Raw genomic sequence first — 12,785 nt, forward strand, 5'->3', positions numbered from 1 at the left:
ACCGGGGTGAGAGCGTGTGTCAAGACTCTTTTTCCGGAATCCGTCCGTCGCAACACCTGCGTTGTAGGGTTTCGGGTGAAGCTGTACCGGGCGCGAATTGCGACTTTCGTGACGGTTACCATGATCCGTTCGGACTCGCGCCTGTGTAAGAGCGGTGCAGTGGGCGAAGGCAGTGGAAGTGGAAAGCAACGGAAGTGGAGGGTTTGGTGCCCGGACAGACACGCGTCTCCGTGCGCGGCAGTGAACCTGCACCACGGACGCGTCCGAAGAATCGGAAGGCGCAAATCGCGGCCGCTGCCGCGGAGGCGTTCAGTGAACGTGGCTATCACGCGGTCGGTATCGACGAGATCGCAGCGAAGGTCGGAATCTCCGGGCCGGCCCTCTACCGTCATTTCCCCACGAAATACGCGCTGTTCGTCTACACGGTGAACAACCTGACGCAGGCGTTGTTGGATGCCAGCGATCCAGCGGTGCACGGAAACGAAGATCCACGCGAGCAGTTGAACTCCACGATGGTGGGTGTCATCCGCGCAACGATCGAGAATCGGCGCAGGGGAGGGCTCTACCGTTGGGAGGGGCGCTACCTGGTCGACGAGGATCGTGAGCAATTGCGGGTGGGAATGCGCACGCTCAATCTTCGGATCGCCGAACCGCTTGCCGCAGTGCGTCCCGAACTCGATCCGGCCGATGTAGAGCTGATCGCACCGGCCGTGCTCAGTGTGATCGCCAGTATCACCGGACACCGATCGGCGTTGTCCGCCAAGCAGATCGAAGCGCTGATTCTTGCGGCATGCTGGTCTGTCATCGGTGTCGAATTGCCCGTTGGTGAGGAGGATGGCGCGAGGGTAGTGGCGTCCGAACGCAAACCCGGCCTCGCCCGGACGTCGAAACGTGAAGTGCTGCTTCAGGAAGCAGTTTTGCTGTTCTATCAGCGCGGCTACCACGACGTGAGCATCGAGGAGATCGGTGCCGCGGCGGGTATCAATGCGTCGAGCGTGTATCGGCACTTCGCGAGCAAGGCCGACCTACTTGCTGCTGCATTCCACCGGGCGTCCGATCGTCTGACGATGACGTTGGGTTCGGCCTTGGCGGAGTCGGAGACTCCTCTCGCGGCCGTCGAGACGTTGGCGAAGATGTACGTCGAGGTTTCATTCGGGACCAGCGAACTGTTGGCCGTGTACTTTGCCGAGATCGGCAGCTTGCCGGATCGATCACGGACCGAGTTGCGCAACATTCAGCGGCTCAATGTCGAGGAGTGGGCGCACCTGTGCGTCGAGGCACGGCCGGAGTTGACGATCGTCCAAGCGCGGTTCCTCGTCCATGCGGCGCTCGGACTGGTCTTCGACATCGGCCGTATCGTTCACTTTTCCTCCGAGAACTCCGCGCAGGCGCGCGTCGAGAAACTGCTGTCTGCGACGCTCCTCGGGTAGAGCAGTCCGAAACAGTAGGTGTGACTTCACGTATCGCGGGTAGGTTCGTGATCGCAAGGCGTTCACCGAATCATGTGAAGACGGAAGTAGGGACAGCAATGCCAACTCGTACCGCACGCACCGCCTGGAACGGCACCCTCGAGGCCGGATCGGGACAGGTGGAACTCACCAGCTCGGGCGTCGCCACCTTCGACGTGTCGTTCCCCAAGCGCGCAGCTGAGGAGGCCGGCGGAACCACCAGCCCCGAGGAACTCATCGCCGCGGCGCATTCGTCCTGCTACGCGATGCAGTTGTCGGCCCTGATCGCCGAGGCCGGCGGAACCCCGCAGAGCCTCGACATCACCGCGGACGTGTCACTCGGCCCTGACACGGTCGGCTTCAAGCTCACCGGAATCAAGCTCACCGTTCGCGCCGAGGTCGACGGCCTCGACGCCGACGGTTTTGCCAAGGTTGCCCAGGCGGCAAAGGAAACCTGCCCGATCAGCAAGGCACTGACCGGCGTCGACATCACGTTGGACGCGGCCCTGGACTGATCATCTCGTGCTCGGGCGCCCCCTCCGGCGCCCGAGTGCGGTGGTGTGTGACGACCAGGTAGCTCGCGAACAGTATCGGGAGCACCCACAGATCCGAGGGATCGCGAAAGACCACGATCGGCAAGAGATCTCCGCGGAATCCTCCTGCGGTCAGGCGGAGAAACCCGATCACCCACTCGTACGCGTCGCCGATCGGCGGTACCACCTTCACGGCGGCGAAGCCGATTCCCGTGACTGCGATGGACCAGGCGATCGCTGCTCGCCCCACCAGGCTTCGCCTGAGCACCTCGAGAACCGAGAGAAGAAGCAGGGGAAACAGGAACACACCGGCGACGTCGGACAGCTTGCCCGTCATCGTGTTCCCGAAGGCTCCTTTGAGTACGTGGTCGTTGACCAAGATGACGGCCACCGAGACCAGCGCCCACGGACTCAGCAGCAGATCGCCCGGACGGTTCACGACAGGTTGATCGTTGCCGAGCCGGACGAGAACAGATCGCACTTGAACTGAAGGCGCAGACCGGTGGCGGCTTCGGGGACCTCGTACGCCAATTCGCCTCGCTTGGCAGCGCCCGGCGCAAGTTCTCCGTCGACACTCGACGTGCTGCTGTCGGTGAACGTGATGTTGTACGACTTGTTTGCCGAGTCCTGCAGTTCGAAGCACATCATCGACGAGACCGTCGACGGCTTGTCGCTGTTGTTGGTGACCTCGGTGTCGACGACGACGTAGCGGTTTCCGGGATCCGCGGTGATGAACTGATTGGTCGAGACGTAAGGATCGACAACGCCGTGTACCTGGACGCGCCAGTCGCCCAGTTCGACGACGTCACCGATACCGAACGCAGCCGCAGGTGCGGCGGACGAACCGTTGTCGTCGACCTTCTTCGCTTCGTCTGTTTCGCCCGAGGCGATGGTGGCGAACAGAGCTGCGCCGACGGCGAGGAGGGCGAGGGGAGTGCGGAGTGATCGCATGATGTGCGCCTTTCGAGAGTTGGTATGGCACAAGTCAACGATGTGAGGACCGCTCACCGCTTCAGTCGAAAGATCGGGGCACCTCATCCTTTCGGTCGGAGCTTGACTGTTCGTCCACCCGTTCGGCTGATTCGAGGCGTCGGTGGCGATCGATACGCTTACTCGGTGATCACTACCAAAGGAACTGTTGTGCGACGACGCGTGTGGACTACCGCCGCTGTCGCGTTCAGCCTTTTCTGTTCCTTCATGACGGTGGGCATCGCAGGCGCGTCGGGAAATATGCCACCGGTATTGGTCGGGATCGGGTTCGTCCTGGGCGTGGCCGGTGGGATATCTCTTGTCTGGCGCCATCAACATCCCTGGGTGGTTCTGGCGATCACGCTTGTCGGCCCGCTGTTCTTCCCCACCGATGCGACGGCGGCGCTCATCGCGTTGTTCGCCGTTGCTCGGATCGCTCGTGGACCTCGGCTTGCAGCCGCTGCGGCAGCTGTCTTCGTCGTTTGCGGAATTTCGTTGACCTACGACGCTTTTCGAAATCGTGAGTACTCCGTCCTCACGATGGGAACGATGAAACCCAAGGACGGTTCGGCGGTAGTTCAATATGACATCGCCATCTGGATCCCGTGGCTCGTCGCAGCCGTCATGGTCGGCATCGTCGTGGCGCTCTCGCTCCTGATTCGGACTAGAACCGAACTCGTCGAGGCCGAACACGTACGGGATCTGGCCACTGAGAAAACAGACGTGATGCGCGACGAGATGATTCGCACCGAAGAGCGAACGCGGATCGCTCGCGACATGCACGACACGATCGCGGCCAGTCTGAGCCGGATTTCGTTGTTCGCCGGTGGGTTACAGGTCAGCGCGGCAGACAATCCCGAGAAGGTCGTCAACACCGCTGCGATGATCAGAACCACCGCGCACGAGGCTTTGGACGAATTGAAGGGAATCGTCGGAGTGCTCAGGGGGAGCGGTGATCGTCGCGAACACGGCGGGCACCAGGGGATCGACGCGATCGGTGATCTGGTCAACAGTGCACGTGCGGCAGGTATTCACTGCCGTCTCGAATCGGAGTTGCTCCCGGGTGATGTCGGAATGTTGGCGGGGCACGTCTGTTATCGCGTCGTGCAGGAGTCACTGACCAATGTCCAGAAGTACGCGAGCGACCAGATACTGGTCATTTCGGTGACCGGGTCGCCGCACGACGGAATTCGCATCCTTGCACGCAACAAGCTCAGCGAGCTTGCGCCCATGACGTCCATCGGTTCGCGGTCAGGTCTACGCGGGTTGGCCGAACAGGCGCGGGAGATCGGCGGCAAGGTCGAGGCAGGCGCGCTGGGGGACGATTTTCTCGTCAGTTGCTGGGTGCCCTGGTCGTCGTAGCCGCCTACTCTCCAACTGTCGGGGGCACTGGGTAATCTGAGCGCACTATGGACGCTGACTCGCGAATCACAGTTTTGATCGTCGACAACGACGCCTGGGTTCGGCGCGGGATGAAGGACATCCTGGAAGCAGCGTCGGACATCGTGGTGGTTGCCGAGGCCGAGGACGGCGATCAGGTCGCAGCCAAGGTCACGCGTTTTCGTCCCCACATAGTGCTGATGGATCTGAAAATGGCACGAGTCGGCGGCTTGGCGGCCACCCGAGAATTGATGTCGACGAGCAATCCGCCGAAGGTCATCGCGATGACGGCCTTCGATGTCGACGACATGGTCGTGCAGGCAGTCGAGGCGGGCGCGCACAGTTTCCTGAGCAAGGATGCGGCCCCGCAGGCGTTCCAGCAGGCAGTACGGGTGGTGGCGTCGGACCACTCGTTGTTCAGCGCCGATTCTCTACGCGCCATCGTGGCCTCGTCGCCGCGTCGGCAGGCACCCGATCAGACTCCGCTCGCTTCGCTCACCGACCGCGAGCGTGAAGTGCTGACAATCCTGGCGACGGGCGCGGCCAACAGCGTCATCGCGGAACGGCTGTACCTCGGTGAGACCACCGTCAAGACGCATATCTCTTCGCTGTTCGCCAAGCTCGGTGTGCCCAACCGGGTGAGTGCGTCGTTGATCGCGTTCCGGTGTGGCCTGGTCACGTGACTCGGGACTAATCCCGCCCCTGTTTGTTGTTGCACCTTCGGTGACTGATCAAATCGTGATTGACCAAGACGTGACCATCGAAGTGTGGTCGGACGTTGCTTGTCCGTGGTGCTACATCGGAAAGACCAGGTTCCTCTCGGCTCTGGATCGTTTCGAGAACAAGGACCGCGTCAACGTCATCTGGCGTTCGTACCAGCTCGCTCCGGAGACTCCGGTGGGAGAAGGACGCACCGAACTCGACGCCCTGGTCGAGATGAAGGGTATGGCGCCTGATCAGGTACGTCAGATGTTCGCCCACGTCAGCGCGACGGCAGCCGAGGTCGGGTTGACCTTGGACTTCGAAACCGTGATCGCCGCCAATACCTTTGATGCACACAGGTTGCTGCATCTCGCAGGCGAGCGGCAGAACGAACTCCTCGAAGCGCTGTTCAAGGCTCACTTCAGCGACGGCAAGGTGATCGACGACCGTGAGGTGCTGGTCGAGCTGGCAGTAAGCGTCGGCCTCGACGCCGATGTCGTGCGCGAGCAACTCGACTCCGATGCCGCCGCGGAGGCGGTACGCGAGGATCTGTCCATGGCGCGCCAACTCCAGGTCAGCGGCGTCCCGTTCTTCGTCGCCAACCGTGCGGTCGCAGTATCCGGCGCTCAGCCCGAAGAGGTGTTCTTGCAGTTGCTTACTCAGGCCTCCGAACCGGCCTGAGTACGGCGAGCGGCACGAACTGCCGGCGCGTTCGAGAACGGCAACAGATGTGCGCCGTCGTCGGGGCAGGAGAGCGTGACCTGTGCTGCATCGACGAACCGGTACGGCTGCGCCGCAACAACTCCGGCAAGGTTCTTTCGCAGACGCGACATCTCGGCCCGCGCGGTCACCGTGCGGGCCGGATCTCCGAACAGATCCTGCGCCAACCGAGATGCCGTCAGTCCGCGCCTCTCGGATCCGAGGAGGAACAAAATCTCCGCATGCCGCTGGGTCGGGGAGTACGCCCATTCGCCCAACCCCGACGTGACGGTCACCGACATGTTCTCGGAATCGCGCAGATCGATATGCACCGTGGGGGCGGTGATTTTCTCGCCGGTGGTGATCGGCCGAACCAGCCACCCGCCGGGAAGCGGATCCAGTTCGCACAGGCCCAGGGCGGGGAACCACGTCCTGCCGGGAGCCAAAGCTGCGGGGAGCAGCACGCGCGAGCGGTGGGGTAGCGCGTCGACCGCCGCTACCCAGCCATGGGTATCGATCACCAATGCAGGTGATCCGCTCCGTGCAAGCATCGGTCCTGCAACAGAACGTAATTGATCGAGATTGTCCCGATGCTTGTCGCGCAGGTGTGATTGGGCAAGACGTGCGACGGCGTCGACCAGAGCCAGTGTGGTGGGGTGGACGGTCTTGGCGGGACCACTGATGTCGACTACGCCGATGACACGGTCGTCCCGCGGATCGCGGATGGGTGCCCCAGCACAGGTCCACGGATGATGGCTGCGCGCATAGTGTTCCGCCGAGAAGATCTGAACCGCCTGACGTGACACCAGTGCCGTTCCGATGGCATTGGTGCCGACGCTGTCCTCGGCCCAGTTCGCCCCTTCGACAAATCCCAGCCTCGCGGCCTGGTCCAGTACACGATGGGACCCGCTGCGCCACAGCACAGTTCCGCGAAGATCCGCGACGACCATGATGTTTTCGCCGCTTGCGGTGACCGATTCGAGTCCGCGCGTGACGTCGTCGAGCACGTCGTACAGTCCGGACTCACGGCGGCGGAGATCGAGTTCGGCCACGTCCATGGACGGTTCGACCCGGTTGTGCTCGGGGTCGATACCGAGTTCACGCAGGCGCTGCCACGATTGGCGCACCACGTCCCTGGGGCGGGCCGATGCGCGGTCTCCGGCCATCGTCGCGTCGTACACCGCGGCGAGGGTCCTCGCGTAGTCGCGAGGATCCTCACCGGGCGGCATCGCGGGCTCGGGCAACCGCTTTTTCAGCGAAGGCGCCGTTTTCAGTGATGACACCACTTCAGCGATAAACGAGGCCGCCGTCGATGAGACCGGCCTGCCCGGTCATGTAGTCGGAGTCGGGCCCGGCTAGGTACGAGACGAATCCTGCTACGTCGTCCGGGGTTTCAGCGCGCCCCAGAGCAATTCCGCCGACGAACTTCTCGTAGGTGGCACCTTCGGGCGCACCGGTCAGTTCGGCGAATCTTTTGTCGATCGTCACCCACATGTCGGTACCCACAACGCCGGGGCAGTACGCGTTGACGGTGATTCCGTCCGATGCGTATTCCTTGGCCGCAGCCTGTGTGAGTGCTCGGACCGCGAATTTTGTTGCGCTGTAAACACCTAACATGGCGAACCCGTCGTGGCCGGCGATGGACGACGCGTTGATGATCTTTCCGCGCTGACCGAGCGCCTGGAACTTTGCCGCTGCGGCCTGAATTCCCCACAGGACGCCGTCGACGTTAACGCTCCAGATTTTGGAAACCTCTTCCGGCGTCGCGTCGGAGATCGGGCCGACGAGAGCGATTCCCGCGTTGTTGACGATGACGTCGAATCCGCCCAATTCCTGGTGTGCGTGTTCGACGGCTGCGTTGACCTGCGCTCGATCGCTGACGTCGGCGACAAAAGTGGTTGTGCGACGCCCGATCCGTCGAATCTCGTCGGCAACCGCATCCAGCTTGGTCTGGTCGAGGTCGACCAATGCGATATCGGCGCCGTCGTGGGCGAGGCGGAGTGCGATTCCGCGCCCGATGCCTTGGCCGGCGCCGGTGACCAGTACTACCTTGCCCGTGATGCTCATGCAGTTTCTCCTCGTAAGCAGTGAACCGGTTGCCTGGGAACCGATGAGTGATTTGTATGTGACGGCGACCACAATGCGGAAGGGTTGCACCGTGTTGCAATTCCGGAAAATCGGACGGCGCTTGCAACCCTCGGCAACCCTCCCGGTGCCCCGCGCAACAGCTTCATAGTTGCGCCACCACTTCGCGAATCATCCTGCGAGACAATCTGGGAGAGGGAACATGACCGCTACAGTCGACACACCCACAGAACCGGCGACGCCGAGTCGGCAGCCGTCACGCCGCTGGATCGGGTTCGGGATCGCCAACCTCGTGATCGTTCTCGTGCTGGCCGTGGCGAGTTGGTACCTTCTGGCCGATCCGACCACCAGCCCGTGGAATTTCTACCCATTGCCATTTAATGCGGCGCTTTTCTGGGCGATCCTCTTTGTGGTGTTCATCGGCTTCAACTGCGAGTTCGCCGGCTTCGATCGACTTCCGCAGCCGGCGAAGGGCCTGGCGATCATGGTCGCGACCGCGGTCTTCGCCGTCGTGGTGACGTGGCTCCTGGCAAAGGGCTTGGGCAGCTTGTACCCGGATTTCGCGGCCGATCGTGAGGGCGGCCTCGGCTATTTCGCGGGTGCGTTGTTCGTGCTCTTCGGCTTCGGGACCTGGGTGATGGTGGTCCTGAACTGGCAGCATTGGCCGTGGACTTCCCTGGGGATGAAGCAGCCGTTGGTGGGGTTGTGTGAGATCGCGTTTGTCGCCGTTCCGACGCTGGCGCTGTACTTCGTCTTCGGTCTGCCGTCCGTGTCGCTCTCCGCCACCGATCCGTTGATGACCGTCGACACCGTACTCGGGTGGTTCTACTGCGTCGTGGTGGTCGTGATCTTGACCGGCCAGACGCTCGACAACTGGCCGTGGAGACTGTTCGGCGGCGGCGGAAAGACGGCACTCGCAGCCACAGTCGGCAACTTCGCGTTGGGAACAGGCTTGTACTTCGTGGCACTGCCGGTCGTGAAGGCGCTGTTGGGCAGCGATTCCGTTGCCGAATTGGGCGGCGTAGTCCATCAGTTCCCGGCGCAGCTCGGTGTGTGCTGGGCCTTCTGGATGATCTTCTGGGCCAACGCTTTCGGTAACAAGCCGACGGGTTTTGCGGACTGGGTCAACTTGGCGATCCGCGCTGTGCTCACGTTTGCGCTGGCGGTGGTTACCTTCTTGTTCTACTACCGTTTTGCGGCAGAGCGCATTCTTCACGAACCGGCAGTCGTCGACGGGTTGCACGGCAATGCACTGGGTTTCGTGGACTGGGCCGTGCTGTGGACGTTGTTCTACGTCGTCGGATTTCAGTCGCTGGGACTCGGCAAACTGAGGCCTGCCGAGGGGTGACCCGGTTTGCCCGCACGACGGTGCGGGCAACCCGACTGCGGTCAGCTCGCCGCGGCAGACGCAGGCTCTGCGGGTATTTCGATCCGGGAAGACATCTTTCGAAACGGAATCGACAACGCGATCGCTGCGGCGATCAATGCAACTCCGCAACCGATCATCAGGCAGGTTCGGAATCCGGCTTCCGACGGCAGAGGATGGCCATTCGTCTGGATGGTCATCTGTGCGAGAACTACACCGATGACAGCGGCGCACACCGACATGCCAATCGAGCGCATCAAGGTGTTGAAACTGTTGGCGGCGGCAGTGGCGGACGGTGGTACTGCGCCCATGATGAGGGCGGGCATGGAACCGTACGCAAGACTGATACCGGCATTGGCAATACAGGCGACGATCACCAGTCCCCACGTCGAGCCCATAAGCAGCATCGAAGACCCGTAACCGAGGGCGAGTACGAGCGCGCCTGTGATTAGTGTGAACTTCGGTCCGCGCACTGCGGAGAGGCGTGCGCCGAGCGGAGAGACCGCCATCATCACGAATCCGGGTGGTGCCATCCACAATCCCATGGCCAACATCGACTGTCCCATACCGTAGCCGGTGGACTCAGGCAGCTGAAGCAGTTGCGGGATGATCAAAAACTGTGCGTACATTGCGAATCCAGTCGCGATGGAAGCGATATTGGTCAGTAGCACCTGCGGTTTCGCCGTGACGCGTAGGTCGACGAGCGGGTCGTCGGTGCGTCGTTCGAACCAGATCCAGGCGAGAAGCACGATGATCGTTGTCACGAACAAGCCCACGGTGATGCCGCTGGTCCATCCCCAGCTGCCGCCCTTCGATACGGCCAGGAGGAGGGAAATCAAGCCGACTGTGAGCCCGACCGCGCCGATCAGGTCAAACCGTCCGCCGGCCTTGTGTATCGGAGTTGGCGGAACGAAGAACCAGGTCAGGATCAGAATCAGCACACTGAATGCCGCCGATCCCCAAAAAAGAACCCGCCAGCTCGCGTTCTCGGCTACTGCTGCGGCGATCGGCAGGCCGAGTGCGCTGCCGATTCCCATGGATGAACTCATCAGAGCGATTGCAGAATTGAGTCTCTCCGGCGGAAGCAGATCGCGCAGTGCGCTGATGCCGAGCGGGATCAGACTGACGCAGATGCCTTGCAATCCGCGCCCGATCACCATCGGAACCAGCGAACTAGCGGTCGCGCAGATGACCGATCCGACGATGAGCGGGATCGTGCAGATCAAAATCATCTGTCGCTTGCCGTACAGATCGCCGAGGCGACCGGCTATCGGTGTGGCGACGGCGCCCGCCAGCAGAGTTGAGGTGACGACCCACGACGCGTTCGATGCCGTCGTGTTCAGCAGTTTGGGTAGATCTGCGATCAGCGGGACGACAAGCGTCTGCATGAGTGCGGCGACGATGCCGATGAAGGCCAGTACGCCGACGAGTCCACCAGGTCGGATGCCGGGGGCTGGCAGCTCGGCGGTAGCGCTCACACGTGCCATGCGTGTCTCCTGTGCGGGTCGAGGGTGGTTGGCGATGAGAAGGATTTGCATCATCGAAGCGGTTTGAATCGTACATACCGTTGCATACTTCAACTAGTTATGTGATCGAGGGATTGGTCACATAGGGCCGGATTGCAACAGGCTGCAACGCTTGTGACCGAGACCACTTGTGCGATGTGCTGTGTGTCACATTCACAAACAAGGAGAAGTGATGACGCAAACCATCGATTCCGCAGTCGCCCCAGAGGTGAAGGCGACGGCGGTGACACCTCAGGAGCGCGTCGACGCCTGGCTGGCGGATTTCGAATCGGCACTCGCCGCTCGTGACATCGAGCGTGTTGCAGACAAATTCGCGCTCGACAGCTTCTGGCGAGACTTGGTGTCGTTCACCTGGAACATCAAGACTGTCGAAGGTCGCGAGCAGATCGCCGACATGCTCTCCGAACGTCTCGACGACACCGATCCTTCAGGATTTCGGACCACCGAGACACCCGACGAAGCCGACGGCGTCACGTCGGCCTGGATCGAATTCGAGACTGCTACCGGGCGTGCGCACGGGCACCTTCGCCTGAAGGTAGATGATCGGCGGGCAGGAGCGGAGCGACCCGGGGAATATGTCGCTTGGACCCTCCTTACGTCGCTGCAGGAGTTGAAGGGGCACGAAGAAGGCAAGGGCACTCGCCGGCCGCGGGGAGCGAAGCACGGTGCAGATCCGAACCGCGTCACGTGGGCCGAGCAGAAGGAGATCGAGGACCGCGAACTCGGTTACACCACACAGCCTTACGTCGTGATCGTCGGCGGCGGCCAGGGTGGTATCGCGCTCGGCGCCCGGATGCGTCAGCTCGGAGTTCCGGCCATCGTGATCGACAGCCACGAGCGACCCGGCGATCAGTGGCGTGGACGTTACAAGTCCCTGTGCCTCCACGATCCGGTCTGGTACGACCATCTGCCCTACATGCCGTTCCCCGACAACTGGCCGGTGTTCGCGCCCAAGGACAAGATCGGTGACTGGCTCGAGATGTACACGAAGGTCATGGAGGTTCCGTACTGGAGTTCCACGACCTGCACCTCCGCGTCGTTCGACGAGAAGACGCAGGAATGGACCGTCGAGGTCAACCGCAACGGCGAGAAGCTGACGTTGCGTCCCAAGCAGTTGGTGATGGCGACCGGTATGTCCGGCAAGGCCAACGTTCCGACGTTCCCCGGCCAGGACAAGTTCCTCGGCGATCAGCACCACTCGAGCAAGCACCCCGGACCGGATCAGTACGTGGGCAAGAAGGTCGTCGTGATCGGGGCCAACAATTCCTCGCACGACATCTGCGGCGCTCTGTGGGAGAACGGCATCGACGTCACGATGGTGCAGCGCAGCTCGACGCACATCGTGAAGTCGGATTCGCTGATGGATCTGGGCTTGGGTGATCTGTATTCGGAGCGCGCCCTCGCTGCCGGAATGACGACGCACAAGGCCGATCTCACGTTCGGTTCGCTGCCGTACCGGATCATGCACGAGTTCCAGATCCCGGTGTACGACGCAATCCGTGAGCGCGACAAGGACTTCTACGATCGCCTCGAGAAGGCGGGCTTCGAGCACGACTGGGGCGACGACGGTTCGGGCCTGTTCATGAAGTACCTACGACGCGGCTCGGGTTACTACATCGACGTCGGTGCGGCCGAACTGGTTGCCAACGGGGACATCAAGCTCGCGCACGGCAACATTCGTGAGCTGACCGAGAACAGCGTGATCCTCGAAGACGGTACGGAATTGCCTGCCGACGTCGTGGTCTACGCGACCGGCTACGGCTCGATGAACGGCTGGGTGGCGGATCTGATCGGGCAGGACACCGCGGACAAGGTCGGCAAAGTGTGGGGCCTCGGCTCGAACACGACCAAGGACCCGGGACCGTGGGAAGGCGAGCAGCGCAACATGTGGAAGCCGACGCAGCAGGAAGCGCTCTGGTTCCACGGCGGCAATCTGCATCAGTCGCGGCATTACTCGCTGTACCTCGCGCTGCAGTTGAAGGCGCGCTACGAGGGCATTCCGACGCCGGTGTACGGGCTGCAGGAAGTGCATCATCTGAGCTGAAAAAACTGCTGTGCGCCTTTATTAACCGCCCGC

General features: G+C 62.1%; 12 protein-coding genes. 7 read left to right on the plus strand and 5 right to left on the minus strand.

The window, feature by feature from the left end; genetic code table 11:
• Window positions 1-206 precede the first annotated feature (206 nt).
• Window positions 207-1,430: a TetR/AcrR family transcriptional regulator gene (locus ACFWAD_RS18250; protein WP_378546285.1), complete on the plus strand. Its 1,224-nt coding sequence runs from the start codon at window positions 207-209 to the stop codon at window positions 1,428-1,430.
• Window positions 1,431-1,528: 98 nt separating this feature from the next.
• Window positions 1,529-1,963 carry an OsmC family protein gene (locus tag ACFWAD_RS18255; protein ID WP_003945839.1) on the plus strand — a complete coding sequence of 145 codons (435 nt, stop codon included), beginning with the start codon at window positions 1,529-1,531 and terminating at the stop codon, window positions 1,961-1,963.
• Here the strand turns inward: ACFWAD_RS18255 and ACFWAD_RS18260 are convergent.
• Together ACFWAD_RS18260 and ACFWAD_RS18265 are read right to left on the minus strand one after the other, a co-directional pair.
• Window positions 1,938-2,420 carry a hypothetical protein gene (locus ACFWAD_RS18260; RefSeq protein ID WP_378534924.1) on the minus strand — a complete coding sequence of 161 codons (483 nt, stop codon included), beginning with the start codon at window positions 2,418-2,420 and terminating at the stop codon, window positions 1,938-1,940. The two genes, ACFWAD_RS18255 and ACFWAD_RS18260, sit on opposite strands and share 26 nt — an antisense overlap.
• Window positions 2,417-2,932, minus strand: coding sequence for a DUF4352 domain-containing protein (locus tag ACFWAD_RS18265; RefSeq protein ID WP_003945701.1), 516 nt, complete (start codon window positions 2,930-2,932; stop codon window positions 2,417-2,419). The genes ACFWAD_RS18260 and ACFWAD_RS18265 overlap by 4 nt, the downstream gene beginning before the upstream one ends.
• A 24-nt stretch (window positions 2,933-2,956) precedes the next feature.
• On the opposite strand from ACFWAD_RS18265, the gene ACFWAD_RS18270 reads away from it, so the two are divergent.
• The 3 genes from ACFWAD_RS18270 to ACFWAD_RS18280 are packed head-to-tail and all read left to right on the plus strand — an operon-like array spanning window position 2,957 to window position 5,713.
• On the plus strand, window positions 2,957-4,312 hold the full coding sequence (locus ACFWAD_RS18270) for a sensor histidine kinase (protein ID WP_378546288.1): 1,356 nt from the start codon (window positions 2,957-2,959) through the stop codon (window positions 4,310-4,312).
• A 47-nt stretch (window positions 4,313-4,359) separates the two neighbouring features.
• On the plus strand, window positions 4,360-5,013 hold the full coding sequence (locus ACFWAD_RS18275; protein ID WP_378546291.1) for a response regulator: 654 nt from the start codon (window positions 4,360-4,362) through the stop codon (window positions 5,011-5,013).
• 55 nt (window positions 5,014-5,068) lie between these two features.
• A complete protein-coding gene (locus ACFWAD_RS18280; RefSeq protein ID WP_223257813.1) occupies window positions 5,069-5,713 on the plus strand; it encodes a DsbA family protein in 645 nt (214 codons plus the stop codon).
• Here the strand turns inward: ACFWAD_RS18280 and ACFWAD_RS18285 are convergent.
• On the minus strand, window positions 5,692-6,960 hold the full coding sequence (locus ACFWAD_RS18285) for a GAF domain-containing protein (protein WP_378546688.1): 1,269 nt from the start codon (window positions 6,958-6,960) through the stop codon (window positions 5,692-5,694). The two genes, ACFWAD_RS18280 and ACFWAD_RS18285, sit on opposite strands and share 22 nt — an antisense overlap.
• A 58-nt stretch (window positions 6,961-7,018) precedes the next feature.
• On the minus strand, window positions 7,019-7,798 hold the full coding sequence (locus tag ACFWAD_RS18290) for an acetoin reductase (protein ID WP_378534928.1): 780 nt from the start codon (window positions 7,796-7,798) through the stop codon (window positions 7,019-7,021).
• 220 nt (window positions 7,799-8,018) lie between these two features.
• On the opposite strand from ACFWAD_RS18290, the gene ACFWAD_RS18295 reads away from it, so the two are divergent.
• Window positions 8,019-9,164, plus strand: coding sequence for a hypothetical protein (locus tag ACFWAD_RS18295; RefSeq protein ID WP_378546294.1), 1,146 nt, complete (start codon window positions 8,019-8,021; stop codon window positions 9,162-9,164).
• Between the two features lie 41 nt (window positions 9,165-9,205).
• Here ACFWAD_RS18295 and ACFWAD_RS18300 read toward each other — a convergent pair whose 3' ends face one another.
• Window positions 9,206-10,669, minus strand: a complete 1,464-nt coding sequence (locus ACFWAD_RS18300) for an MFS transporter (RefSeq protein ID WP_378546297.1) — start codon at window positions 10,667-10,669, stop codon at window positions 9,206-9,208.
• Window positions 10,670-10,880: 211 nt separating this feature from the next.
• Here ACFWAD_RS18300 and ACFWAD_RS18305 point away from each other — a divergent pair, with 211 nt between their 5' ends.
• The gene (locus ACFWAD_RS18305; protein WP_378546300.1) at window positions 10,881-12,752 is read left to right on the plus strand and encodes an NAD(P)-binding domain-containing protein; all 1,872 of its coding nucleotides are present in this window, start codon (window positions 10,881-10,883) and stop codon (window positions 12,750-12,752) included.
• Window positions 12,753-12,785: the final 33 nt, after the last annotated feature.

This window comes from Rhodococcus sp. NPDC059969 (assembly GCF_042738325.1).
Lineage (GTDB): Bacteria > Actinomycetota > Actinomycetes > Mycobacteriales > Mycobacteriaceae > Rhodococcus_F.

Coding starts and splice junctions, on each gene's coding strand:
- ACFWAD_RS18255 (WP_003945839.1), top strand. CDS start 1,529: ATGCCAACTCGTACCGCACGCACCGCCTGGAACGGCACCCTCGAGGCC.
- ACFWAD_RS18265 (WP_003945701.1), bottom strand. CDS start 2,932: ATGCGATCACTCCGCACTCCCCTCGCCCTCCTCGCCGTCGGCGCAGCT.
- ACFWAD_RS18270 (WP_378546288.1), top strand. CDS start 2,957: ATGGCACAAGTCAACGATGTGAGGACCGCTCACCGCTTCAGTCGAAAG.
- ACFWAD_RS18275 (WP_378546291.1), top strand. CDS start 4,360: ATGGACGCTGACTCGCGAATCACAGTTTTGATCGTCGACAACGACGCC.
- ACFWAD_RS18285 (WP_378546688.1), bottom strand. CDS start 6,960: ATGCCGCCCGGTGAGGATCCTCGCGACTACGCGAGGACCCTCGCCGCG.
- ACFWAD_RS18290 (WP_378534928.1), bottom strand. CDS start 7,798: ATGAGCATCACGGGCAAGGTAGTACTGGTCACCGGCGCCGGCCAAGGC.
- ACFWAD_RS18295 (WP_378546294.1), top strand. CDS start 8,019: ATGACCGCTACAGTCGACACACCCACAGAACCGGCGACGCCGAGTCGG.
- ACFWAD_RS18300 (WP_378546297.1), bottom strand. CDS start 10,669: ATGGCACGTGTGAGCGCTACCGCCGAGCTGCCAGCCCCCGGCATCCGA.
- ACFWAD_RS18305 (WP_378546300.1), top strand. CDS start 10,881: ATGACGCAAACCATCGATTCCGCAGTCGCCCCAGAGGTGAAGGCGACG.